Consider the following 22,548-nt stretch of genomic DNA (forward strand, 5'->3'; position numbering starts at 1 on the left):
GACCACCGGGCTCACCGGTGTGAGGTGAACTCCACCACCTGCTGGAAGGTGGGCCGGTTCTGCCAGCTGATGTTGCCGTGCTTGATGCCGCCCAGGGTGCGCTGGACGATCGAGTCGGCGCACCACTGGTTGCCCGCCGCGCACAGGTCGTCGCCTGGGTAGACCTGGGCCGCGGTCTTGCCGGCCGCCGTCTTCAGGGTGCTGATCAGGATGTCCCGGCAGCCGCTGAGGGCCCCGTCGCCGCAGTACTTCTGCGTCAGCCCGCCCTGCACCGACTCACCGAGCACCGCCCGGATGTCCTTGTCGACATAGCTCCACCAGCCGTACTGGAAGGAGCTTCCGGCGTGCGCCCCGGTCGGGCCGTGGGCGGCCGACGGGGACTCGTCGACGGGCAGGTTGGCGGTGAACGCCGTGTACAGGCCGGTGCCGAGACCGGGTTCGAACTCGGCCTTGACCAGCAGTGGCCACCAGGCGTCCAGGATGCGGATCGCGTCGGCGTCGGCGTACGTCTTCGAACCTGCCGTTGTCTCCGTGCGCCTGCCGCCCGCCGTCAGCCAGGTCTGCAGCTTGGTCACCGCGGCCGCGGCCGTGGTGTCGGTGACCGTGGAGCTGTTGATCACCTTCAGCAGGTCGGGCAGGACGTCCTCGGCGCGCAGGTCCGCGAGCGCGGCCTCCGCCATCGCCTTCGTCAGGGACGCGCGCGTGACGCCGCCGGCCGCGACCAGCTTCTTCACCCGGTCCTCCAGCAGGTTGCCGCGGTGCACGGACCCGTCGCCCCAGGAAGCGGTCGCGTAGTCCTTGGCCTGCTTGTTGTTCCAGGAGACGTAGTAGTCCTGGTCGATGGAGTTGGGGTGCGCCGAGGCGGGCGTGTACTCGGCCGTGTTGGTGGCCGGCACCCAGTTCTTCCACTCGTAGGCCGCCTGCGCCCACACCGGGAACTCGGCGTCGACGCCGCTCGCGCGCACCGGGTTGTTGCCGCTGTTGTAGTAGGCGGTGTGGGTGGAGTCGGCGTAGAACCAGTTGAAGGTGTAGTTGATGTGCTGCACCGCGCTCTGGAAGGTCTGCGGGCTCTTGACGTAGTCCGGGTCGTTCAGCATCTGGAAGCCGATGATCGAGTCGGCCTCGTGCATGTACGACGAGCGCAGGGTGGTGTAGGCGACCTTCTTGCCGCCCACGGTCGCCCGGGACTCCACGGGTCCGTACTTGGTGCGGTAGACGCGCATCGTGTACGAGCCGGCCGCGGTGTCGTCGGCGGTGGTCGGCTTCCAGGCGTTCTTCTGCTCGATGACGTCCATGGCCGTGCAGGTGCCGTGGTACAGGTAGTGGTAGTCGTCCTGGCACAGTTCGACCGCGTAGGTGTCGATGATGTCCTGGCCGGAGGTCGTGGCGCTCCACGCGTAGTCCTGACCGCGGCCGAGTTCGACGTACATGCTCAGCCCCGCGAACGAGGCGCCGCGGGCACTGATGCCGGGTCCCTGGATCTCCTGCAGCATGAGCAGCTGCGGGGCGAAGTAGCCGGTCTGCGGCCCGAAGACGGCGATCGGGTGACCGCTCGCCGTGGACTTCCCGCTCACCACGAGGGCGTTGGACATGCCCCGCCTGGCCGAGCTGAGGGCGGTCGCGGTCGCCGTGGCGGAGGCGGCGGTGGCGCTCGCGGCGGCACCGGTGCCCGTGGCGTCGTAGATCAGCGGCTCGGCGCTCACCGAGCCGGCGTCGGGCAGCGCCTCGCCCTGCGGGCTCGCGGGCTTGGCGGCGTACGGGAAGCTCTCGCCGTTGTGGACGGTGAGGACGGCCTCGGGATCGTTGCGCTCGCGGAAGGCCTCCCAGACCTGGGTGCCCTGTTCCACGCCGTACTTCTCCTGCGCGGCGAGCAGCGAGATCGCGTTGTTGACCTCGCCGCCGCCCCCGGAGCCGAAGAGCGCGCCGATGACCGAGCCCAGCGCCACCAGGTCGGTGATCTTGAAGTGATCTATGGTGCCCGCGTTGGTGATTGAGTCCTTGTGGCCGGTCAGGACGTATTCACCGGGGAAGTAGCGGCCGCTGTCGGAGGCGTCGATGTAGGCGTTGACGCCCGCCAGGTAGGCGTTGGCGTCGGCGAGAGCCTGCTGGCCGCGGGCGCCGTTGGTGGCGATGGCGTTGTCGATCTGGGCCTGGAGGTCTGCCTCGGTGTACGGAGCGTTGCGCCAGAACTGCTGTTCCAGACCCTGGTTGGAGGGGTCCCCGCCCGCGAAGGCGGTGAGCTGTCCCCGGCCGACGTGCCGGAAGACGTCCATGAGCCACAGCCGGTCCTGGGCCGCCGCATACCCGGCGCCGAACTCGGTGCCGTATCTGGTGGTACCGGTGATGTGCGGTACGCCCGTCTTCTTGTCACGGACGATCGCCACGTCGGTACGGCCCGCGGGGCTCAGAGTGGAGGCGACTTGATCGGAAGCGACACCGAACGACGCGTCGTTGAAGAACGTGTTGATCGTGGCGTTGGTGAGCGTCGAGTAGCCCTTGGCCAGGTTGGCGTAGGGGCCGAGCTGGTCCTCGGCGTGGTCGGGCTGGGTGCCGAAGGCCTGGTTGAGGAGGACCTGCGCGAGGGTGGCGTTGCCGTTCTCGCCGGGCGGCAGGATGTCGGAACACTGGCCGCCGCAGTAGTCGTTCGCGGCCGTGGCCTCGGCGGCAACCGCCGCTTGGGAAAGAGGCGACAAAAGTCCGGCGATCAGCGCGCATACGGATGCGGTCTTCAGGAACCCGGGGAATCTGCCGGGAGTTCTCAGTCTGTCGAGAGTTGTGCGGGGGGTGCGCCGTGGCATCGGCTGCTCCTAGCGACGGGGGTCGGCGGAAGGTTACCGCCGGTATCCCCGGGATTGAAGATGAACATGCGTCACTTTTCAGAGTCGCCTCAGCAGCGTTACGGAGGTCGTCGAAATCGGATGGAGCCGAATCGCGTGTCGATACGTCTATTCGACGACGTCCGTACGACGACGCCGAAGTGACCGAAGTACAGGTGCAGATGTGACGGAGGTGCAAGGCGATGGCCGGTTTCCGGAGTCTGGCGAGACAGGTGCGAGACCCCCGCTGCGATCTGGCGCTGCGGCGGTACTCCCTGCGCAAGTGCCTTGAGCGGTTCGCCCCCTACGGGCACAGGGCGACCTGGGACCATCTGTCCTCCCGGGCCGGGTTCGGACCCGAGGACCGCTCCCCCGACCCGGCGCGGCTCGTGGCCGCGTTGGACGAGCTGGAGGAGGCGCGGGCGGTGTGGCTGGCCTACGAGGTCGAGTTCGCCGAGCGCCGCAAGAAGGAGAAGCACGACGGGCTGCGCAGGCCCGGCAGTGTGGATGACTGGCACCGGCTGACCTGGGGCGGTTTCGGCGTCGCCTGGTGCGACGACCCGCGGCTGCACCCCCGTGAGCCGCTGGCCGAGGTACTGCGCAGGCTGATCGCCGCGTTGGAACGCGAACCGGGATCCGGCTGCCCGGTGTGCGGCGGCGAACGGCTGCCGTGGAAGTACGACCTGGATCACGAACCGTCGGCGGGTCCGGTCTGCGCGGACTGCGGAATTCTCGTACCGCGCCCGGTCCTCACGGCCGACGCCCTGGCGTACGCCAGGCGCGGACGACGACTGCTGGTGTCGGCCTGACACCGGCCTGAGTTCCGCCCAAGGCCGGCCGACACGGCCGGCCTGAGAGCACGGCGGGGGTGCGCCGGGGATGCCGCACCCCCTGTTTCGCCGGTTCCGGCGGCCTCCAACGCTCAGTTGGCGGCGGAGGCACTGGCCCAGTACGGGTGAGCCCACCGCTCGTCCCCGGGCAGCGCGAGCAGCTCGGCGCGTATCGCGAGGCCGGGCTCGCCCAGGGCGCGCAGCCGGGCGGCACCGGGCCCCGCCAGCCAGTCGCGCAGCTCCGCGACACCGACGTCCTCACTGTCGTCGTACCACCAGGTGAACGGGGAGGAGTCGGACAACAGGTCGTAGAGCCACACGTCGGTGCAGTGGGCCAGATGCGCGTCGGCGACCGGGCCTTGCGCCCACCCGTCCAGGAACGGGGTCACGGTCCGGGCGATCGTGACGCAGGTGTCGAAGACCTCGTCGACGCCATACGGCGGCGCGGGCGTCGCGAGAACGTCCTGCCACCAGGCGATCAGGAAGGCGTCGATCGCGGCGGCCTGCTCGGCCGGCCAGGAACGCCAGTCCATCCGGCTCCACCCGTGCGCCCCGTAGCCGATCGCGCCCAGGGTGCCGTCGGCCATCGCCCGTGCCGCCTGCGGCAACAGGCGCCGCATCGAGGCCGCGTGGTCGGTGAAGTGGCCGTCCACCTCGAAGAGGTAGTACTGCACCACGTCCACCGGAACATCGACGTACGGCGTGCGCAGATACGCGGTCTCCTCGGGCGCATGACAGAAGCCGCAACCGACCTCGTCCAGGCCGGCGAAGCCGTTGAAGACCGTGCCGATGTCGGCGAGAGCGGTGGCAAGGGCAGCTGAGGACAACGGAGTTGGTCCCATCCGGACTCCGTGCGCGACGACGTCGCCGTCGGCCGAAGAGAGGGACGCTACCAGCCGCAAATCGGGTCGCTCCACCGTTTTCCGCCGGAGACAGTGGAGAGCGATGAACCCACCGGAGGCCCCACCCGTTCCCTGAAGGAGCCCTGATGTCGACGCTGCGCGTCACCGCCGAAGTGCTGACCGTCCACGAACACCCCAACGCCGACGCCCTCGAACTGGCCCAGGTCGGCCTGTACCGGGCCGTCGTCGCCAAGGGCGCGTACCGCACCGGCGAGGCCGCCCTCTACATCCCCGAACAGTCGGTGCTCCCCGCCGAGCTGGTCGAGGAGCTGGGGCTGACCGGGCGGCTGGCGGGCAGCAGGTCGGACCGGGTCAAGGCGGTGCGACTGCGGGGCGAGCTCTCCCAGGGGATCGTGTGCCGACCGAAGGCGCTGGCCGACGTCGACCTGACACGGGCGGCGGCGGAGGGCACCGACTTCGCGGAGCGGCTCGGCATCGTCAAGTGGGTGCCGCCGATCCCGCCGACCATGAACGGCGACGTCGAGGCGGCACCGGATCTGCTGCCGTGGGTCGACATCGAGAACATCCAGCGCTACCCCGACATCTTCGAACCCGGCGAGCCCGTCGTCGTGACCGAGAAACTGCACGGCTCGGCATGCCTGCTGACCTACGTGGCGGACGACGAGCGGGTGTACGTCTCCTCGAAGGGCTTCGGCGCGAAGTCCCTCGCCCTGGCGGAGGACCCGCGCAACCTGTACTGGCGGGCGATACGCGGCCACGGCGTCGCCGAGGCGGCCTCCCGCCTCGCCGCGCGACTGGGCGCCCGCCGGATCGGCGTCTTCGGCGAGGTGTACGGCGCGGGTGTGCAGGACCTCACCTACGGCGCGGACGGCCGCCGGGACACCCTCGGGTACGCGGTGTTCGACGTGTCGGCGGAGATCGACGGCACGGTCCGCTGGCTGGACGCGGCCGAACTGCTCGACGGGGAGCTGCCGTTGGTCCCCCGCCTCTTCGAGGGCCCGTACGACAGCGAACGGATCCTGGACATCGCGACCGGCCGCGAGACGGTGTCCGGCCGCGGGCTGCACCTGCGCGAGGGAGTGGTGATCCGACCGTCGGTCGAGCGGTACAGCCCGGTGACGGGCGGAAGGACGATCGCCAAGGCGGTCAGCGGCGCCTACCTGACCCGAAAGGGCGGAACCGAGTACGAGTAGGAGCACGCGCCACGCTCCCGAGCCCGCAGACGGCCGGGAGCGGGGCGGCCCGCCGACCGCCCCGAGGCGCTCTCAGCGCTCCCGGCAAGCGCGGCCACGATCGCTCGACTCCACCAACAACCGTGACCCGGAGGCCCGTTCACCGAACACGTCGTCCGGATTGGACAGCACGCACGTGGCGAGGGACAGGCAGCCGCAGCCGATGCAGTCGGTGAGGTGATCGCGGAGCCGGTTGAGCTGCTTGATGCGCTCGTCCAGCTCCGCGCGCCACGCCTGCGAGAGGCGGGCCCAGTCCTCACGGGTCGGCGTGCGCTCCTCGGGAAGTTCGGCGAGGGCCTCGCGAATGGTGGCCAGAGGGATGCCGACCCGCTGCGCCGCGCGGACGAAGGCGACACGGCGCAGCGTGTCACGGTGGTAGCGGCGCTGGTTGCCCGACGTGCGGCGGCTGCTGATCAGGCCCTTGGACTCGTAGAAGTGCAGGGCGGAGACGGCGGCGCCGCTGCGCGCGGCGAGCTGGCCGACCGTGAGCTCGTGGATCTTCTCGGGAATCTGCGGCACCCCTCGAACCCTACCCACCTGGTCACACCCCGGGCCCGTTGACATCGACCCCGCACCCCACCATGCTAAGCAGTTGCTTAGACCTATGACACGGTGACATGGGCAATGCGTGACGCGAGAGGGCCACAGACATGGCAGAGCCGAGGATCTTCACGTCCGCCGACGACCTGAGGGCGGCGGTGGGCGAGCAGCTGGGACACACCGACTGGCTGGAGGTCGACCAGAAGCGGATCGACCTCTTCGCGGAGGCCACCGGCGACCACCAGTGGATCCACGTCGACCCGGAGAAGGCCGCCGCCGGCCCCTTCGGCACCACCATCGCGCACGGCTACCTCACCCTCTCCCTGCTGCCGCTCTTCGGCCCCCAGCTGATCAAGGTCGAGGGCGTGAAGATGGGCGTCAACTACGGGACGAACAAGGTGCGCTTCCCCGCTCCCGTCCCCGTCGGCTCGCGCCTGCGCGCCACGGCGACGATCACCGGCGTCGACGACGTACCGGGCGGCGTCCAGGTCGCCGTCGCCTTCACCGTGGAGCGCGAGGGCGGGGACAAGCCGGTCTGCGTGGCGGAGTCGGTGTCCCGCTACTACGTCTGAACCACCCCGAGGGCCGGCGCGCGGCTACTTCGCCGCGCCCACCATCCGCAGCACGAGGTCGGCGTACAGCGCGCCGACCTCGTCGGGCGTGCGGGGCCCGTCGATGTTGAACCAGCGGGCCACGTCGATACAGAGGGACAGCACGGCCAGCGTCGTGCCGTGCACGTCCGGCACGTCGAACTCGCCGCTCGCCACGCCGTCCTCGATGATCCCGCGCACCTCGGCGTCGACCTTGTGGCGCAGGTCGAGGATCTCCGCGCGGGCTTCGGGGCCGAGCGCGTCCAGTTCGTACTGGACGACCCGTGCCGTGGTGCGCCGCCCGGCGTGCCAGCGGACGAAGGAGCTCACGGCCTCCGCGAGCCGCTTGGTGGCGTCCCCCTCACCGGCGGCCGCCGTGCGCAGGATGTCCAGCGCCCGGTCGTGGCCGATCCGGCTGATGCGGTGGAGCAGCTCTTCCTTGGTCTTGTAGTGGATGTAGAGGGCGGCCGGGCTCATCCCCGCGCGGCCCGCGATGTCGCGGGTCGTCGTCGCGTGGTAGCCGCGCTCGGCGAAGGCCTCCACGGCCGCGACGAGCAGTCGCCGGGCCGCGTCAGGGGTGACCTCTTCCCACGGCTCGATCTCGCCGCCGGCCGTCTCCTTCGCCGTACTCATCGCTGACTCGCCCCTCTCGATACAGGAGGTACACCATACCGCCGAAGGTGAGCGCTCGCTTAGAGTGCCCGCTCAGAGCTTTTCGAAGGGGCTGTACACCCGGGCCGCCGCGTCCTGCTTGTCCCTGATCACCTTGGCCAGGGTGAACGCGGACGTGACGAGGTAGAGGACGGCGATCGCGAGGAAGGCACGCACCCAGGCGTCGGCGTTCAGCTTGAAGATGCCGATGGCGGTCGCCGCCATGGCCACGGCGAACGACGCGACCGCCTGGCCGTAGAAGGCGGCGGTGTTCTGCTTGACCGGTGTCTCACTCATGGACGGAAGCTTCGCCGGACGAGGCCGCCGCCACATCCGTCCACGTACTCACGACGTACTCAGAACGCCGAAACCCCCGTCAGCGCGCGCCCGATGAGCAGCTTCTGGATCTGGCTGGTGCCCTCGTAGAGGGTCATCACACGGGCGTCGCGCAGGAGTTTGCCCGCCGGGTACTCGTCGATGTATCCGTAGCCGCCGAAGACCTGGAGGGCGTTGTTGGCGGCGCGGACGGCGGCCTCCGAGGCGAAGAGCTTGGCCTTGGAGGACTCGGTGGCGAACGGCAGGCCCCGGTCGACGAGGTCGGCGACCCGCCAGGTCAGCAGCCGGGCCGCGTCGACGTCCACGGCGATGTCGCTGATCAGCTCCTGGACCAGCTGGTGGTGAGCGATGGTCTTCCCGAACTGCTCCCGCTCCCCCGCGTACCGCACCGCCGCGTCCAGGGCGGCCTGCGCTATGCCGACGCAGCCCGCCGCGACCGACATCCGGCCCTTGGCGAGCGCCGACATGGCGACGGAGAAGCCCTTGCCCTCGGGCGCCAGCATCGCGGAGGCGGGGACCCGGACGTCGTCCAGGACCAGTTCGGCGGTCGCCTGGCCGCGCAGACCGAGCTTGCCGTGGATGGCGCGGCGGCTCAGCCCCGGGGTGTCGGCCGGGACGAGGAACGCGGAGACACCCTTGTGACCCGGCGCGTCGGTCGAGCGGGCGAACAGCAGCACGACGTCGGCCCAGGTGCCGTTCGTGATGAACATCTTGGTGCCGTTGATGACGTAGTCGTCGCCGTCGCGCACCGCCCGTGTGGAGAGGTTCCCGGCGTCCGAACCGGTACCGGGCTCGGTCAGACCGAAGCAGCCGACGTACTCGCCGGACGTCAGCCCCGGCAGCCAGCGCCGCTTCTGCTCCTCGTTCCCCCAGGCCGCGACGGTCTTGGCGACCAGGCCGAGCGAGACGGACACGATCCCGCGCACGGACGAGTCCCCGCGCCCCAGCTCCTCCGTGACCAGGCAGTACGCGAGATGGTCGCCGCCCGAGCCGCCGTACTCCTCGTCGACGGTCAGACCGAGGAAGCCGACCTCGCCGAGCTTCTTGACGACGGACCGGTCGACCTCCTCCGCGCGGTCCCAGGCGATGACGTGCGGGGCGATCTCGCGGTCCACGAACTCCCTGGCGAGCCGTCGGACGGCCACCTGCTCCTCGCTGAGCCCCAGGTTCACCACGAGATCACCCCACAGAGGAAGTCGGACTTTAAATTAGCACTGCTAGTTTCTGTTGCGCAGCCCTACTATGTGCGCCATGGCCCGACCGCGCAAGCCCCTCCTCAGCACCGACCGGATCGTCGAGACCGCACGGACGCTCGTGGACGCGGAGGGTCTGGCCGCCGTCTCCACGCGCAGGCTCGCCGCGGAGCTGGGGGTGAGCGGCCCCTCGCTGTACAACCACTTCCGCACCAAGGACGAGATCCTGGAGGCCGTCGCCGACTCGGTGAGCGCCCAGGTCGACCTGTCGATGTTCGAGGACGGCCGGGAGTGGCGGACCGCGCTGCACGACTGGGCCCTCTCCTACCGGGCGGCCCTGCGCGACCACCCGAACATCGTCCCGGTGCTCGCCCAGGGCCCCGGCCGCCGTCCCGCCGGACTGCGCCTCGCCGACGCGGTGTACGGCGCCATGGTCCGCGCCGGGTGGCCGCCGTCGCAGGCCACCTCCATCGGCGCGCTGATGCGGTACTTCGTCATGGGCTCCGCGCTCGGCTCGTTCGCCGGCGGATTCGTCGACGACAGAGCCGCCTACGACCCCGCCGACTACCCGCACCTGGGACAGGCCCACCTCCTCGCCGAGCAGCAGGAGAAGATCGACGAGCGGGCGTTCGAGACCGGGCTGCGGGCACTGCTGGACGGGCTGGCGCAGCAGTACGAGCAGGTGCCGCGCCCGGCGTAGACGGTTCGGCGGGCGCCGAAGTGTCCGTGGCGCATGCTGGGACGCATGACCACCAGGGACGCACGGGCGCCGGGACTGGCCGCACTCGCCGGGCTCGTCGCCGACGAGACACGGGCCGTGTGCCTGCTGGCGCTGCTCGACGGGCGGGCATGGACCGCCGGCGAGCTGGCCCGGCACGCGGGCGTGGCCGCGTCGACGCTGAGCGAGCACCTGGGCAAGCTGGTCGCGGGCGGGCTGCTGGCCGAGGAACGACAGGGGCGGCACCGGTACGTGCGCCTCGCCGACACGCGGGTCGCCCAGCTCGTGGAGGACCTGGCCGCCCAGGTGGCCCCGGACCCCGCCCACCGGCCGCGCACCTTGCGCGCCTCCAACGCCGGTTCGGCGATGGCCCGGGCCCGCACCTGCTACGACCACCTGGCCGGCCGGCTCGGCATCGTCCTCACCGACGCCCTCACGACACGCGGACTGCTGAGCGCGGCAGGACTCCCGGAAGGGTCCGGACCACCCCGGCGACGGACGTCCCGGGAGCGGGCCACCGGGTTCGTGCTGACCGAGGCGGGGCTGGGGTGGTTCGAGGGCAGCGGCATCGCGCTCGACCGCGGGACGCGCCGACCGCTCGCCCGCGCCTGCCTCGACTGGACCGAGCGCCGCCCCCACCTCGCGGGCGCCGCCGGCGCGGCCCTGTGCCGGCACGTCCTCGACGCGGGGTGGTGCGTGCGCATCGGCTCCGAGCGGGCCGTGAAGGTGACGGCAAAGGGCGAGCGGGCGCTGACCGAACTGCTCGGCATCGAACTGGAGACGCTGCGCTGACCTGCGCGGGTACCGCCCCGCACAGCGCCCTCCGGCGGCGCCGACGCCAACCCCTCGTCCGAAATCCGCGAGCCTTCCAGCCGCTTCCTTCCTAGCCTCGAGGACCATGATGAACCGCCCACGGCGTACCGAACGTCGTCCAGAGTTGCTCGCCGCCGGGGCCGCCACGGTCACCGTCGTGTTGTGGGCCTCCGCCTTCGTGTCGATCCGCAGCGCGGGCGACGCGTACTCGCCGGGCGCGCTGGCGCTCGGGAGGCTGGTCTGCGGTGCGGTGGTGCTGGGGGCCATCTGGGCGGTCCGGCGGGAAGGGTGGCCCCCGAGGTCCGCATGGCGCGGGACAGCCGTGTCGGGTGTGCTGTGGTTCGGGTTCTACATGGTCGTGCTCAACTGGGGCGAGCAGCAGGTGGACGCGGGGACGGCGGCTCTGGTGGTCAACATCGGGCCGATCCTCGTCGCGTTGCTCGGCGCACGGCTGCTCGGTGACGTGATGCCGCCGCGGCTGCTGGCGGGGATGGCGGTGTCGTTCGCGGGCGCGGTCGCGGTGGGGATGTCGATGTCGGGCGAGGGCGGGTCGTCGGTGCTCGGGGTGGTGCTGTGTCTGCTCGCCGCCGTCGGCTACGCGTGCGGAGTCGTCGCGCAGAAGCCCGCCCTGGCCCGGGCGAGCGCGCTTCAGGTGACGACGTTCGGGTGCCTGGTCGGGGCGGTGGTGTGTCTGCCGTTCTCCGGGCAGTTGGTGCACGAGGCGGCCGACGCGCCTGTCTCCGCGACGCTCAACATGGTCTACCTCGGGGTCTTTCCGACCGCGCTCGCCTTCACCACGTGGGCGTACGCCCTGGCCAGGACGACCGCGAGCCGCATGGGAGCGACCACGTACGCGGTGCCCGCGCTGGTCGTCCTGATGTCGTGGCTGGCACTGGGCGAGGTGCCGGGGCCGCTCACCCTGGCGGGCGGCGCGCTGTGTCTGGCGGGTGTGGCGGTGTCGCGGTCGCGGCCCTGGGCAGCGGCACGGGCCGCGGCGCCGGAGACGACTCCGCAGCCGCGGCCCGAGCCCGCGCCGGACTCAGTGTGAACGCACCCTTCCCGCAAGGACCTTGATGGACAGCAGGGCGATCACGGCAAGCGCGATGATGTAGCCGGACACCGCCATCGAGGTGCCCGTCGCCTCCAGCAGCAGCACCATCACGAAGGGCGCGAGGCCGCCGCCGAGCACGGCCGCGATCTGGTAGCCGAGAGAGGCGCCCGTGTAGCGCATCTCGGGCGTGAACAGCTCGGCGAACAGGGCGGCCTGGGGGCCGTACATGATGCTGAGGAAGCAGCCGGCGACGAACGTGCCGACCGCCAGCCACAGCAGCGAGCCGGTGTCGATCAGGAGGAACATCGGCACGGCCCACAGCGCGATGCCGGCCGCGCCCCACGCGTAGATCCGGATGCGGCCGATGCGGTCGGAGAGCGCGGCGGCCGCCGGGATCAGCACGAGCTGGGTGAGGCTGACGCAGAGCGAGACGGTGAGCACCGCGTCGCGCTTCATGTCGAGTTCGCGGGTCGTGTAGTCGAGGACACCCGTGATCAGGATGTAGAAGGTCGCGGTGTTCACGGCGAAGGAGCCGCCGGCGAGGAACACGGTGCCCAGGTGGCCGCGGACGATCGTGCGCAGGGGGGAGCTGCTCTCCGCCTGCTCCTTCTCGGCCAACTCCCTTTCGGCCTTGCGGAATTCGGGGGTCTCCTCGACGTTTCGGTGGATGTACCAGGCGAGCGCGAGGACGAACAGGCCGGCCAGGAAGGGCAGTCGCCAGCCCCACGCCGCGAAGGCGGAGTCGGTGGTGAACGCGCCGGCCAGCAGGAAGACCGTGTTGGCGGTCACCACGCCGATGGGGACGCCGAGTTGGACGAAGCTGCCGTACACACCGCGCTTGCCCTCGGGGGCGTACTCGGTGGCCAGCAGCATCGCACCGCCCCACTGCGCGCCGACCGCGACGCCCTGCACCACGCGGAGCAGGACGAGCAGGATCGGGGCCGCGACGCCGATCGTGTCGTACGTCGGGAGCAGGCCGATGCCTGTGGTGGCGACGCCCATGAGCGTGAGCGCGAGGACCAGCATCGGTTTGCGGCCTCGCTTGTCGCCGAGCTGGCCGGCGACGATGCCGCCGATCGGGCGGGCGAGGAAGCCGACGGCGAAGGTGGCGAAGGCGGCGAGGACCCCGGCGGTGGGGCTGCCGGCCGGGAAGTAGAGGTCGCCGAGGACGAGGGCGGCGGCTATGCCGAAGACGAAGTAGTCGTACCACTCGACGGCCGAGGCCAGCGCGGCCGCCGTGGCGACCCTGCGACGGTTTCGGACGGCGGGAGCGGTGGGGGTGAGCGGCTGGGCGGAAGGGGCCGTGTCCATGCGTGCACACTCCGATGGGTGCGGGGGACGGAGCGGGGGGTGGTTCGGGTTCCGGGAACGTACTGACCGGACGGTATGGCCGTCAACGGGTCGTACACCGGGACTTTTACCTGTACATGGCACAGAGACGGGCTGCGGGCATGCCTCGGGCCCCGGCCTCGCATCGGGGCCGGGGCGCGTGGCGAGCAGGCGCTAGAAGACCACCAGCGCCCGTCCTCCCTTCCCCGCCAGCATGTTCTCGAACGCCGCCGGGATCCCGTCCAGGTCGATCCGTTCCGTCACCAGTGCGCCCAGGTCCAGGCGGCCCGCGCGTACGTGCTCGGCGAGCACCGGCAGGTCCCGCGCCGGATCCGAGTTGCCGTAGACGCAACCGGACAGGGTCCTGCCCCAGTGGAAGATCTCGAGCGCGTTGAAGGTGACCTGCTGATCCTTGCCGCCGATGCCGACGACCGTCGTGCGGCCGCCGCGTCGGGTGGAGTCCCAGGCCGTGCGGATCGTGACCGCGCGACCGACGCACTCGATCGCCACGTCGACGCCCTGCTTGTCCGTCAGTCCCCGGATCTCGCGGGCCGTCGTCTCGGAGGCGAGGACGTAGTCCGTGGCGCCCGCGCCGCGCGCCAGCTCCTCCTTCTCCGGGGAGACATCGACGGCGACGATGCGCGCCGCGCCCGCGATCCGGGCCGCCTGGAGCGCCGCCAGGCCCACTCCCCCGACGCCGTACACCGCCACGGTCTCGCCCTGCCGGACCTTCGCCGAGTGGTGGACGGCGCCGTAGCCGGTGAGGACCGCGCAGCCCAGCAGGGCCGCGTCGGTGAGCGGCACGCCGTCGGGCAGGGGCAGGACGCAGCCCGCCGAGACCACCGTCTCCTCGGCGAACGCCGCGACGTTCAGGCCGGGGTGGAGGTCGGCGCCGTCACAGGAGCGGTGCGCGTAGACGTCCGCGGCCCCGTTCAGGGCGTTGGCGCACAGCCAGACCTCGCCGAGTGCGCAGGCGTGGCAGCTTCCGCAGGACGGGGCCCAGTTGAGGACGACCTCGGCGCCGGGCGAGATGTGGGTGACGCCCTCGCCGACGGCGACGACCGTGCCGGCACCCTCGTGGCCGAGGACGGCCGGGACCGGCACCCGCATGGTGCCGTCGGACAGGGACAGGTCGGAGTGGCACACCCCGGCGGCGGCGAGACGGACACGGACCTGGCCGGGGCCGGGGTCCGGGAGGTCGATGCCGGTGATCTCCAAAGGAGCGCCCACGGCGGGAAGGACGGCTGCGCGAACCACGGATACGCTCCTCAGAACTGCAGGGACTTGGTCTGGAGGTACTCGGCGAGGCCATGGGCGCCCAGTTCGCGGCCGACGCCCGACTGCTTGTAACCGCCGAAGGGGGCACGGGGGTTGAACCGGCCCCCGTTGATGTCGACCTGTCCGGTGTCCATCCGGCGGGCGAAGGCCACCGCCTCCGCCTCGTCGCCGGCCCAGACGGCCCCCGCGAGGCCGTAGACCGTGCCGTTGGCGATGCGCAGGGCGTCCTCCTCGTCCTCGTAGCGCAGGACGGAAAGGACCGGGCCGAAGATCTCCTCCTGGGCGATCGTCATCTCGGGGGTGACGTCGGCGAAGACGGTCGGGGAGATGAAGTAGCCCTGTTCGCGCGGGGATTCGGGGCCGCCGGCGACCAGCCGCGCACCCTCCGCCGCGCCCTTGTCGATGTAACTGCGCACGCGGGCCCGCTGCTTGGCGTTCACCACCGGTCCGATGCGGTCGCCGTACTTGGCGGCGGCGGTGGCGGCCAGCCCGACCGCCTCCTCGTACTGGTCGCGGTGCACCAGCATCCGCGTCCAGGCGCTGCACGTCTGCCCGGAGTTGGACATCACGTTGGCGACGCCGACGTTGACCGCCCGGGCGAGGTCGGCGCTCGGCAGGATGACGTTGGCGGACTTGCCGCCGAGTTCGAGGGCCACCTTCTTGATCGCGGCGCCCGCGGTCGCGGCGATCCGCCTGCCCACGGCCGTGGAGCCGGTGAAGGAGACCAGGTCGACGCCGGGGTGCTCGGCGAGCGCCTGTCCGGCGACCGGACCGAGGCCCGTGACCAGGTTGAAGACACCGGCCGGGACGCCCGCCTCGTGGACCGCCTCCGCGAAGAGCTGCGCGACGAGCGGCGTGTCCTCGGCGGGCTTCAGGACCACCGTGCAGCCCGCGGCGAGGGCCGGGGCGACCTTGGCGACGATCTGGTGCAGGGGGTAGTTCCAGGGGGTGATCGCGCCGACCACGCCGACCGGCTCGTGGTGGACGGTCGAGTTGCCGACCTTCTCCTCGAAGGAGTGGGTCGCGGCCAGCTCGGCGTAGGAGTCCGCGACCGCGATCGGCACGGCCACGTGGACCGCCTGCGAGAAGGGCAGGGGGGAGCCGAGTTCGGCGGTGACCGTCTCGGCGATCTCGTCCTTGCGTGCCACCAGGACGTCCCGGAGCGCGCTCAGCCGGGCGGCGCGCTCGGCGGGCGGGGTGGCCGCCCAGACGGGGAGCGCGGCGCGGGCGGCCCGTACGGCGGCGTCGACGTCCTCGGCGTCGCCCGCCGGGACACGGGCGATCACCTGCTCGTCGGCGGGGTTGACGACCTCGATCACGTCCTGGCTCGCCGCGTGGCGCCAGGCGCCGTCGAGGTAGATGCCGTCGTGTGCCTTCATCGCGTTCCCTCCGAGCGGTCCTCGTCGTCCGCGCCCCAAACTAGCGTCGTTAGTTTTCTGACACCAGGGGTCACCGGCACCGGGGGCCGCCGGGCAGCGGTTCGTCCATCAGGAAGGCGGTGGCGTCCACGCGCGGGGCCGGGCCGGGGCCGGCGGGTACAGCGGGGGCGGTCCGGCGGCGGGTCAGCGGGTCGCCGTCAGATGGGCGAAGACGACGACGTTGCTGGTGTAGCCCGTCGCGCGCCGGAAGAGTCCCCCGCAGGTGAGTACGCGCAGCTCGGGGCGCTTGCTCGGGCCGTACACCTCCTTGTCGGGGAAGGTGGCCTTGTCGAAGACCCGCACCCGGTCGACGGTGTAGACGGCGGTGCGCCCGTCGGCACGCCGGGCCTCGATCCGGGCGCCGCGCGGCACGCGCGCGAGACCGGCGAAAACCGCCGGCCCGGTCTTGGTGTCGCGGTGTCCGACGGCGACGGCCGTGCCCCGCTCCCCCGGTGAGGGGCCGCCCGCGTACCAGCCGACGAGTTTCGGCTTGTCGAGCGGCGGGGTCCCGAGGTGCCGGCCGGGGCCGAGCCGCAGCGGGACGATCGGCGCCTCGATGCCCAGGGAGGGTACGCGCAGGGTGGTCGCCGGAGACCGGGGCAGCGGGCGGGGCGGGGGCTCGGGGCGCTCGGACGCCTTCCTGCCCGGTGTCCGGCCCCGTTCGCCCGCGCCGCCCCCGGGGGCCGGGTCGGCCGGCGCCCCGTCGGACGCCGCCTCTCCGGCCCGGGCCGGTGCGACCGGGGCGTCGTGCCCGCCGCACCGGACTCCCACCGTCACCAGGACGACCGCGAGCACGGCCGTCCTGGTGAGGCGAAAGACGCGGGTCCGGTACCAGGGCCTGCGTGCGCGCCTACGCGGCACCATGGTTGCGCCGGCGGGTCAGCCGGAAGTACGCGGCTCCGCCGACGGCCGCCAGCCCGACGGCCGCGGCTCCGGCCAGCGGGGTGAAGGCCGCGGAGGTGTCGGCGAGGCCGCCACCGCCGGCGTGGACGCCGCCCTCCGGGCCGCCCTTCTCGCCGCTCCAGGTGGTGCCGCCCTGACCGCCGCCCTTCTCGCCGCTCCAGGTGGTGCCGCCCTGACCGCCGCCCTGACCGCCGCCCTGACCGCCGCCGCCCTGGCCGTTCGGGGCCAGGGCTTCCCGGCCGTCGTCCGTGATCGGCCGGTTCGGGCCGTCGTTCCCTTCGTGCCGGCTGCCTTCGTGGCGGCCCTCATGGCAGTTGACCTTGAAGATCTTCACCCTGGGCGAGGGAACCGGGGCGCCACCCGGGGGGATGAAGGTCCACTCGAGCGTGTACGACCCGTCGGCCAGCCCCAGCGTGTCGGTGTGCCCGGCGCCGCCGGTCAGGGCGATGTTGCCGGTGACGGTGGCGGTGCCGGGCAGCGGGGGCCGCGCCTTGATGGTGTAGGCGACGGTGGGCAGCGCGCCGAAGTTGGCGGCGTCGAGGTAGAACCGGCAGACCACCGGGTCGTCCTTCGAGACGCCGGGGGGTACCTGCTCACGGTGGATCCTGATGTCGCCGGCTTCCCCTTGGGCCACGGCGGACGGTGCCGCGAGGCAGGTGAACCCCGCCGCGGCGAGCATCGTGAGGGCCGTGGCGCCGAGGCGGGAGCCGAAGGCGGGTGGGAGCGTCGAGCTGGACATGCGCATTCCTCCGAGTCAGGACGATTTTCATACAAATCGCTCTTGGCACCTGACTCTCTTTCACATCCACGCCACCGACTGTGGGAGGGTCGCCCGACGCGCCGTCAGACATCGCTCGACCGGCGCAACCCCGGCCGGGACCGACGCCCAGGCCGCCGGTCCGCCCCCGCTCCGCCCTCCCCTCCCGGGTCTCCCGGCGACCGCAGCGCCACCCCCGACGACAGCAGCAACAGCACTCCCAGCATCACGAACGGCGCCGCCACGCCCGCGACCCCGGCCACCAGACCCGCGGCGGCGGGCGCGGCGACCTGGCCGAGACGGTTGCCGGTGAGGCGCAGCGCGAGGGCGGTGGACCGGGCGCCGTCCGGGGCGGCCTGGACGACCGTCGTCATCGACAGCGGCTGCCCGACGCCGAGGCAGAACCCGAGCACCGCGAGGATCACACCCAGCGCCCGGACCGGCGCCGGGAGCGCGATCCCGGCGCACAGCAGGGCCGCCAGCAGACAGGTCACGGTGAGCAGCCGTGTCCGGCCCAGCAGCCGCAGCAGCGGGGTGAGCACCAGTCGGCAGGCTATGGAGGCCGCCGCGCGGACGCTGAGCAGAACGCCGACGACCGACGGTGCGATGCCCCGGTGTTCGCCGACCACCGGCAGATAGGCGGTGAGGATGTCGGTCGCGGACAGCACGGAGAGGCTGATGAGGATGCCGGCGGGAACGCCCCGCGTGTGCAGGATGCGGCCGACGGGAACGCGGTCGCCTTGTCCCGTACGGGACTTGGGCGTCGTCTCGCGGTGCTCGATGCGCCACAGCGAGGTGAACGCGACCGCGCAGCCCGCGCCCGCGACGAGCAGGGCGAGCGCGCTGCCGCCCGCCATGTCGTCACCGCCGATCAGCGCTCCGGCCGCGATCGGGCCGACCAGCTGGCCCAGCGAGGCGCCGATGGTGAAGTGGCCGAAGTTGCGGTCCTGTTCGTGCGGTGCGGACTGGCGGGCGACGAGCGACTGCGAGCCGATGACGAAGCACAGGTGGCCGAGGCCCATCACCCCGCTCCACAGGGCCATCGCCCACAGGGAGCCCGCGAGCCCGCTCAGCACGCAGCCGCCGGAGATGAGGACCACGCCGACGGGCAGCAGCGGTGCGCAGCGGCCGTGGTCCGTGCGGCGGCCGAGCGGTACGGCGGCGAAGAGCGGCAGCAGCGCGTACACGCCCGCGATGACGCCGACCGCCCGCTCGTCCGCGCCAAGGGCGAGGGCCCGGTAGGAGACGGCGGGCCGGGCCATCGACACCGCCCCCTGCGCGAAGCCGAAGGCGATGACGAGACGGAGCAGCCAGCCGCGGTTCCTGCCGGGCCTCACACGTTCCTCCAGTTTTTCGGCGGGCGGGTCAGATGATCCCGAACAGCAGACCCGCGCCGAGGATCACCAGGCAGGTGAGCGCCGCCCACTTCACCACGAACCTCGTGTGGTCGCCGAACTCGACCTTCGCCATGCCGACGAGGACGTAGACGGCCGGGACCAGCGGGCTCGACATGTGCAGGGGCTGGCCGACGAGCGAGGCGCGGGCCATCTCCAGCGGCGTGACACCGTGGGCGGCGCCGGCCTCGGCGAGGACCGGCAGGACGCCGAAGTAGAAGCCGTCGTTCGACATGAAGTAGGTGAGCGGGAGGCTCAGGACGCCGGTGACCAGCGCCATGTGGGGGCCCATGCCCTCGGGGATGACGCCCACCATCCACTTGGCCATGTGCTCGACCATGCCGGTGCCCTGGAGGACGCCGGTGAAGACGGCGGCGGCGAAGACCATGCCGGAGACGTTGAGGACGTTGTCGGCGTGGGCGGCCAGCCGGGCCCTCTGGTCCGGGATGTGCGGGAAGTTGACGGTGAGGGCGAGCGCGGCGCCGAGCAGGAACAGCACCGGGATCGGCAGCCACTCCATGATCATGGCGGTGAGCAGCGTGACCGTGAGCAGCGCGTTGAACCAGTACAGCTTGGGGCGCAGGGTGGCCCGGTTCGGGTCGAGGCCCTGGAAGCCGTCGTCGGACTCGTCGTCGTCGCCGAGGGCGGCGGCAGCGCCGGAACCAGCGGCCGGGGCGGCGCCCTTGTCGGTGCCGGAGCCGCCGGCGCCCACGAGAACGGTCTCCGTCTGCGCGACCTTCTCCCGGACGTTCTCCTCGACCAGCACCTCGTCCAGCGTCAGCACGCCGAGCCGGGTGCGCTCGCGGCGGCCGAGGACGTAGGAGAGGACGAAGACGAAGAGCAGGCCCACGGCCAGGGCCGGGATCATCGGCACGAAGATCTCGCTGGCGTCCAGCTTCAGCGCGGTGGCGGCGCGGGCGGTCGGGCCGCCCCAAGGCAGCGTGTTCATCACGCCGTTGGCCATGGCGGCGACGCCCGTCATCACGACCAGGCTCATCTTCAGGCGCTTGTACAGCGGGTACATCGCCGAGACGGTGATCATGAAGGTGGTGGAGCCGTCGCCGTCGAGGGAGACGATCGCGGCGAGCAGTGCCGTGCCGACGACGATGCGGAGCGGGTCGGCCTTGCAGAACTTCAGAATGCCCCGAACGATCGGGTCGAAGAGGCCGACATCGATCATCACACCGAAGTAGACGATCGCGAACATGAGCATCGCCGCCGTCGGGGCGAGGCTGCTGACGCCGTCGATGACGTAGTCACCGAGTTTGGCGCCCTTCCCGACGAAGACGCAGAACAGTGCCGGGATCAGCACGAGCGCCGCGATCGGCGACATCTTCTTCAGCATGATCAGGACCAGGAAGGTCGCGATCATGGCGAAGCCGAGGATGGTCAACATGAGTGGATACCTAACGTTCGCCCTTGAACATCCCACCTGGGGGTCGGCGGTGGGTTGACGTTAGGTCCGTTCAAACGGTGTTAACAAGACGTTGACGTGCGAGCAATAAGCGCAAAACTCCAGGTCACGGCTTTACTCAGGTCAGCGCCGCGAGATTTTCGGCCACCGGGGCGAGTTCGACGGGCACCCCGTTGAGGACCGCGTTGCCCGACAGGGGGTCCAGCAGACTGCCGTCGAGGAGCTGGTTGACGTTGACGCCGGGGTCGGCGGCGGCGTGGCTCAGGCGGGTGCCTGGACGATCGTGGCCCCAGCCGTGCGGCAGGCTGACGACGCCCCGGCGCACGCTGTCGGTGACCTCGGCGGGCGCGACCACCTCTCCCCCGGCGCCCTTCACCCGCACCGGGGAACCGTCCCGCACGCCCAGCCGCTCGGCGTCCTCGGGGTGGATGTGCAGGGTGCACCGGTTGGTGCCGCCGGTGAGGGCGGGGACGTTGTGCATCCAGCTGTTGTTGGACCGCAGATGCCGCCGCCCGACGAGGACGAGCCCGTCCGGCCGCCGCAGCAGTCCCTCCCGCAGGCGCGGGAGATCGTCGACGATCGGCTGCGGGAGCAGCTCGATCCGCCCGCTGCGCGTCTTCAGCGGCTGCGGCAGCCGGGGCTCCAGCGGTCCGAGGTCGATGCCGTGCGGGTGGTCCAGCAGCCTGGCGAGGCTCAGGCCGTCCGGGCGGGCGCCGAAGCCGTCGCCGTAGGGGCCGAGGCGCAGCATCATGTCGAGGCGTCGCTCGGGGCCGGTGTCGCCGGTGAGCTGTGCCGCGAGTTCGCGCGGGTCGCGACCGTGCACGGGCGAGTGCGGTTCCTCGACCGCCTTGCCGAGGGTCTGGCCGATGACCAGGTCGTCGACGGCGGACGGGTCGGCGCCGTGCATCCCGGTGGCGGCCAGGGTCAGCCGGGCGAGGATCTCGGTCTCGGCCATCCGGCCGGCCTCCAGCGGGACGGCCGGGCGGTTGTAGCGGACCTGGTTGCGGACGGCGAGGGTGTTGAAGGCGAAGTCGTGGTGCGGGGTCTGCGAGGGCGGCGGCGGCGGCAGGACGACGTCGGCGTGGCGCGAGGTCTCGTTCAGGTACGGGTCGACGCTGACCATGAAGTCGAGGGTGCCGAGCGCCTTGTCGAGCCGGTCGCCGTCCGGGGCGGACAGGACGGGGTTGGCGGCGACCATGACGAGCGCGCGGATCGGCTCGCCCTCCTCGGTCGCGGTGTCGATCTCCTCGGCGAGCGCGGACAGCGGCAACTCGCCCTTCGCCTCGGGGTGCCCGCTCACCCGGGAGCGCCAGCGCGCGAGCTGGAAACCATGGCCGGGCCCGGCGGGGCGGGGGGTGCGGTCGGTGGCGGCCCGCGGGAAGAGCGCGCCGCCGGTCCGGTCCAGGTTGCCGGTGAGGATGTTGAGGACGTCGACGAGCCAGCTGGCGAGCGTGCCGTACGGGACCGTGCAACTGCCGATGCGGCCGTAGACCGCGGCGGTGGGGGCCGCGGCGAGTTCGCGGGCGAGTTCGCGGATGAGCGGGGCGTCCACGTCACAGGCGGGCGCGACCGCTTCGGGAGTGAAGTCCCGTACGGCTTCGGCGAGTTCGTCGAGGCCCTCGAGGTGCGGGGCCAACTCGCCGGGATCGACGAGGAGTTCCTCGAACAGCACCTGTGTCATGGCGGCGAGGAGCAGCGCGTCCGCGCCCGGCCGGATCTCGATGTGCCGGTCGGCGAGCTTCGCGGTGCGGGTGCGGCGCGGGTCGATGACGGTGAGGGTGCCGCCGCGGGCCTTGAGCGCCTTGAGCTTGCCGGGGAAGTCGGGGGCGGTGCACAGACTCCCGTTGGATTCCAGGGGGTTGGCACCGATGAGCAGGAGGTGGTCGGTGTGGTCGAGGTCCGGCACCGGGATCGCGTTGGCGTCGCCGAAGAGCAGTCCGCTGGAGACGTGCTTGGGCATCTGGTCGACCGTCGAGGCGGTGAAGAGGCTGCGGGTGCCGAGGCCTGCGATCAGGACGGGCGGATACAGCGCGCCGGCCATGGTGTGGACGTTGGGGTTGCCGAGGACGACACCGACGGAGTTCGCCCCGTACCGCTCGACCACCGGCCGGATCCCGGCGGCCACGGCGTCGAAGGCCTCCTCCCAGGTGGCCTCGCGCAGCTCCCCGTCCCTTCGCACAAGGGGTGTCCCGAGCCGGTCGGGGTCGCCGTCGACGGCACCGAAGGAGGCTCCCTTGGGGCAGATGAAGCCCTTGCTGAAGACGTCCTCCCGGTCGCCGCGGGCGCCGGTGACCTTGGTCCCCTCGATGGTGAGGGTCAGCCCGCAGGTGGCCTCGCACAGGGGGCAGATTCGCAGGGCGGTGCGGGACAAGGGTCCTCCTGGGGGCGGCGGCATTGCCTTCTCCGGGTGAGCATACCGACC

The 22,548-nt window shown here is 71.7% G+C and carries 20 protein-coding genes; 6 read left to right on the forward strand and 14 right to left on the reverse strand.

What is annotated here, in order from left to right; all coding sequences use genetic code 11:
- Positions 1-11 precede the first annotated feature (11 nt).
- Positions 12-2,798 (reverse strand): penicillin acylase family protein, encoded by a 2,787-nt coding sequence (locus OG289_RS12055; RefSeq protein WP_327314000.1) that lies wholly within the window; start codon positions 2,796-2,798, stop codon positions 12-14.
- A gap of 221 nt (positions 2,799-3,019) precedes the next feature.
- Between OG289_RS12055 and OG289_RS12060 the strand changes: the two genes are divergently transcribed.
- Positions 3,020-3,625 (forward strand): hypothetical protein, encoded by a 606-nt coding sequence (locus tag OG289_RS12060; RefSeq protein ID WP_327314001.1) that lies wholly within the window; start codon positions 3,020-3,022, stop codon positions 3,623-3,625.
- A gap of 113 nt (positions 3,626-3,738) precedes the next feature.
- On the opposite strand, the gene OG289_RS12065 is transcribed toward OG289_RS12060, so the two are convergent.
- Positions 3,739-4,488: a hypothetical protein gene (locus OG289_RS12065; protein WP_327314002.1), complete on the reverse strand. Its 750-nt coding sequence runs from the start codon at positions 4,486-4,488 to the stop codon at positions 3,739-3,741.
- A 146-nt stretch (positions 4,489-4,634) separates the two neighbouring features.
- Here OG289_RS12065 and OG289_RS12070 point away from each other — a divergent pair, with 146 nt between their 5' ends.
- Complete coding sequence (locus OG289_RS12070; protein WP_327314003.1) at positions 4,635-5,702, forward strand: RNA ligase (ATP); 1,068 nt, start codon at positions 4,635-4,637, stop codon at positions 5,700-5,702.
- Positions 5,703-5,774: 72 nt separating this feature from the next.
- Here the strand turns inward: OG289_RS12070 and soxR are convergent, their stop codons facing one another.
- A complete protein-coding gene (gene soxR, locus OG289_RS12075) occupies positions 5,775-6,260 on the reverse strand; it encodes a redox-sensitive transcriptional activator SoxR (RefSeq protein WP_327314004.1) in 486 nt (161 codons plus the stop codon).
- Between the two features lie 131 nt (positions 6,261-6,391).
- Between soxR and OG289_RS12080 the strand changes: the two genes are divergently transcribed.
- Positions 6,392-6,853, forward strand: a complete 462-nt coding sequence (locus OG289_RS12080) for a MaoC family dehydratase (RefSeq protein WP_327314005.1) — start codon at positions 6,392-6,394, stop codon at positions 6,851-6,853.
- 24 nt (positions 6,854-6,877) lie between these two features.
- Here the strand turns inward: OG289_RS12080 and OG289_RS12085 are convergent, their stop codons facing one another.
- The 3 genes from OG289_RS12085 to OG289_RS12095 all read right to left on the reverse strand — a co-directional run bounded on the left by OG289_RS12085 (position 6,878) and on the right by OG289_RS12095 (position 9,030).
- Positions 6,878-7,504, reverse strand: a complete 627-nt coding sequence (locus OG289_RS12085; RefSeq protein WP_327314006.1) for a TetR/AcrR family transcriptional regulator — start codon at positions 7,502-7,504, stop codon at positions 6,878-6,880.
- Between the two features lie 72 nt (positions 7,505-7,576).
- The gene (locus tag OG289_RS12090; protein WP_107444819.1) at positions 7,577-7,819 is read right to left on the reverse strand and encodes a YiaA/YiaB family inner membrane protein; all 243 of its coding nucleotides are present in this window, start codon (positions 7,817-7,819) and stop codon (positions 7,577-7,579) included.
- Positions 7,820-7,878: 59 nt separating this feature from the next.
- Entirely contained in the window at positions 7,879-9,030 is a 1,152-nt protein-coding gene (locus OG289_RS12095) for an acyl-CoA dehydrogenase family protein (RefSeq protein WP_327320652.1), read from the reverse strand.
- Positions 9,031-9,109: 79 nt separating this feature from the next.
- Between OG289_RS12095 and OG289_RS12100 the strand changes: the two genes are divergently transcribed.
- The 3 genes from OG289_RS12100 to OG289_RS12110 all read left to right on the forward strand — a co-directional run bounded on the left by OG289_RS12100 (position 9,110) and on the right by OG289_RS12110 (position 11,630).
- On the forward strand, positions 9,110-9,751 hold the full coding sequence (locus tag OG289_RS12100) for a TetR/AcrR family transcriptional regulator (protein ID WP_327314007.1): 642 nt from the start codon (positions 9,110-9,112) through the stop codon (positions 9,749-9,751).
- Positions 9,752-9,796: 45 nt separating this feature from the next.
- On the forward strand, positions 9,797-10,561 hold the full coding sequence (locus tag OG289_RS12105; protein WP_327314008.1) for an ArsR/SmtB family transcription factor: 765 nt from the start codon (positions 9,797-9,799) through the stop codon (positions 10,559-10,561).
- A 106-nt stretch (positions 10,562-10,667) separates the two neighbouring features.
- A complete protein-coding gene (locus OG289_RS12110) occupies positions 10,668-11,630 on the forward strand; it encodes a DMT family transporter (protein WP_327314009.1) in 963 nt (320 codons plus the stop codon).
- Here OG289_RS12110 and OG289_RS12115 read toward each other — a convergent pair.
- From OG289_RS12115 to OG289_RS12150, 8 genes are all read right to left on the reverse strand, one after another.
- Complete coding sequence (locus OG289_RS12115; protein WP_327314010.1) at positions 11,622-12,944, reverse strand: MFS transporter; 1,323 nt, start codon at positions 12,942-12,944, stop codon at positions 11,622-11,624. The genes OG289_RS12110 and OG289_RS12115 overlap by 9 nt on opposite strands.
- A 192-nt stretch (positions 12,945-13,136) precedes the next feature.
- The gene (locus OG289_RS12120; RefSeq protein WP_327314011.1) at positions 13,137-14,219 is read right to left on the reverse strand and encodes a zinc-binding dehydrogenase; all 1,083 of its coding nucleotides are present in this window, start codon (positions 14,217-14,219) and stop codon (positions 13,137-13,139) included.
- Positions 14,220-14,230: 11 nt separating this feature from the next.
- Positions 14,231-15,619 carry an aldehyde dehydrogenase family protein gene (locus OG289_RS12125; RefSeq protein ID WP_327314012.1) on the reverse strand — a complete coding sequence of 463 codons (1,389 nt, stop codon included), beginning with the start codon at positions 15,617-15,619 and terminating at the stop codon, positions 14,231-14,233.
- A gap of 183 nt (positions 15,620-15,802) precedes the next feature.
- Entirely contained in the window at positions 15,803-16,522 is a 720-nt protein-coding gene (locus tag OG289_RS12130; RefSeq protein ID WP_327314013.1) for a class F sortase, read from the reverse strand.
- Complete coding sequence (locus OG289_RS12135) at positions 16,509-17,300, reverse strand: hypothetical protein (protein ID WP_327314014.1); 792 nt, start codon at positions 17,298-17,300, stop codon at positions 16,509-16,511. Before OG289_RS12135 ends, OG289_RS12130 begins: the two co-directional genes overlap by 14 nt.
- Before the next feature lie 104 nt (positions 17,301-17,404).
- Positions 17,405-18,655 carry an MFS transporter gene (locus OG289_RS12140; RefSeq protein ID WP_327314015.1) on the reverse strand — a complete coding sequence of 417 codons (1,251 nt, stop codon included), beginning with the start codon at positions 18,653-18,655 and terminating at the stop codon, positions 17,405-17,407.
- 28 nt (positions 18,656-18,683) lie between these two features.
- Entirely contained in the window at positions 18,684-20,108 is a 1,425-nt protein-coding gene (locus tag OG289_RS12145; protein WP_327314016.1) for a CitMHS family transporter, read from the reverse strand.
- Between the two features lie 136 nt (positions 20,109-20,244).
- On the reverse strand, positions 20,245-22,497 hold the full coding sequence (locus tag OG289_RS12150; protein WP_327314017.1) for a molybdopterin oxidoreductase family protein: 2,253 nt from the start codon (positions 22,495-22,497) through the stop codon (positions 20,245-20,247).
- Positions 22,498-22,548: the final 51 nt, after the last annotated feature.

It is taken from the genome of Streptomyces sp. NBC_01235 (genome assembly GCF_035989285.1).
Taxonomy (GTDB): Bacteria; Actinomycetota; Actinomycetes; order Streptomycetales; family Streptomycetaceae; genus Streptomyces.

What these genes read in the sequence shown, in the direction of transcription:
- OG289_RS12065 (WP_327314002.1), bottom strand. Translation starts at nt 4,488, where the DNA reads ATGGGACCAACTCCGTTGTCCTCAGCTGCCCTTGCCACCGCTCTCGCC.
- OG289_RS12125 (WP_327314012.1), bottom strand. Translation starts at nt 15,619, where the DNA reads ATGAAGGCACACGACGGCATCTACCTCGACGGCGCCTGGCGCCACGCG.
- OG289_RS12145 (WP_327314016.1), bottom strand. Translation starts at nt 20,108, where the DNA reads ATGTTGACCATCCTCGGCTTCGCCATGATCGCGACCTTCCTGGTCCTG.
- OG289_RS12055 (WP_327314000.1), bottom strand. Translation starts at nt 2,798, where the DNA reads ATGCCACGGCGCACCCCCCGCACAACTCTCGACAGACTGAGAACTCCC.
- OG289_RS12105 (WP_327314008.1), top strand. Translation starts at nt 9,797, where the DNA reads ATGACCACCAGGGACGCACGGGCGCCGGGACTGGCCGCACTCGCCGGG.
- OG289_RS12110 (WP_327314009.1), top strand. Translation starts at nt 10,668, where the DNA reads ATGATGAACCGCCCACGGCGTACCGAACGTCGTCCAGAGTTGCTCGCC.
- OG289_RS12100 (WP_327314007.1), top strand. Translation starts at nt 9,110, where the DNA reads ATGGCCCGACCGCGCAAGCCCCTCCTCAGCACCGACCGGATCGTCGAG.
- OG289_RS12085 (WP_327314006.1), bottom strand. Translation starts at nt 7,504, where the DNA reads ATGAGTACGGCGAAGGAGACGGCCGGCGGCGAGATCGAGCCGTGGGAA.
- OG289_RS12090 (WP_107444819.1), bottom strand. Translation starts at nt 7,819, where the DNA reads ATGAGTGAGACACCGGTCAAGCAGAACACCGCCGCCTTCTACGGCCAG.
- OG289_RS12135 (WP_327314014.1), bottom strand. Translation starts at nt 17,300, where the DNA reads ATGTCCAGCTCGACGCTCCCACCCGCCTTCGGCTCCCGCCTCGGCGCC.
- OG289_RS12080 (WP_327314005.1), top strand. Translation starts at nt 6,392, where the DNA reads ATGGCAGAGCCGAGGATCTTCACGTCCGCCGACGACCTGAGGGCGGCG.
- OG289_RS12130 (WP_327314013.1), bottom strand. Translation starts at nt 16,522, where the DNA reads ATGGTGCCGCGTAGGCGCGCACGCAGGCCCTGGTACCGGACCCGCGTC.
- OG289_RS12115 (WP_327314010.1), bottom strand. Translation starts at nt 12,944, where the DNA reads ATGGACACGGCCCCTTCCGCCCAGCCGCTCACCCCCACCGCTCCCGCC.
- OG289_RS12060 (WP_327314001.1), top strand. Translation starts at nt 3,020, where the DNA reads ATGGCCGGTTTCCGGAGTCTGGCGAGACAGGTGCGAGACCCCCGCTGC.
- OG289_RS12070 (WP_327314003.1), top strand. Translation starts at nt 4,635, where the DNA reads ATGTCGACGCTGCGCGTCACCGCCGAAGTGCTGACCGTCCACGAACAC.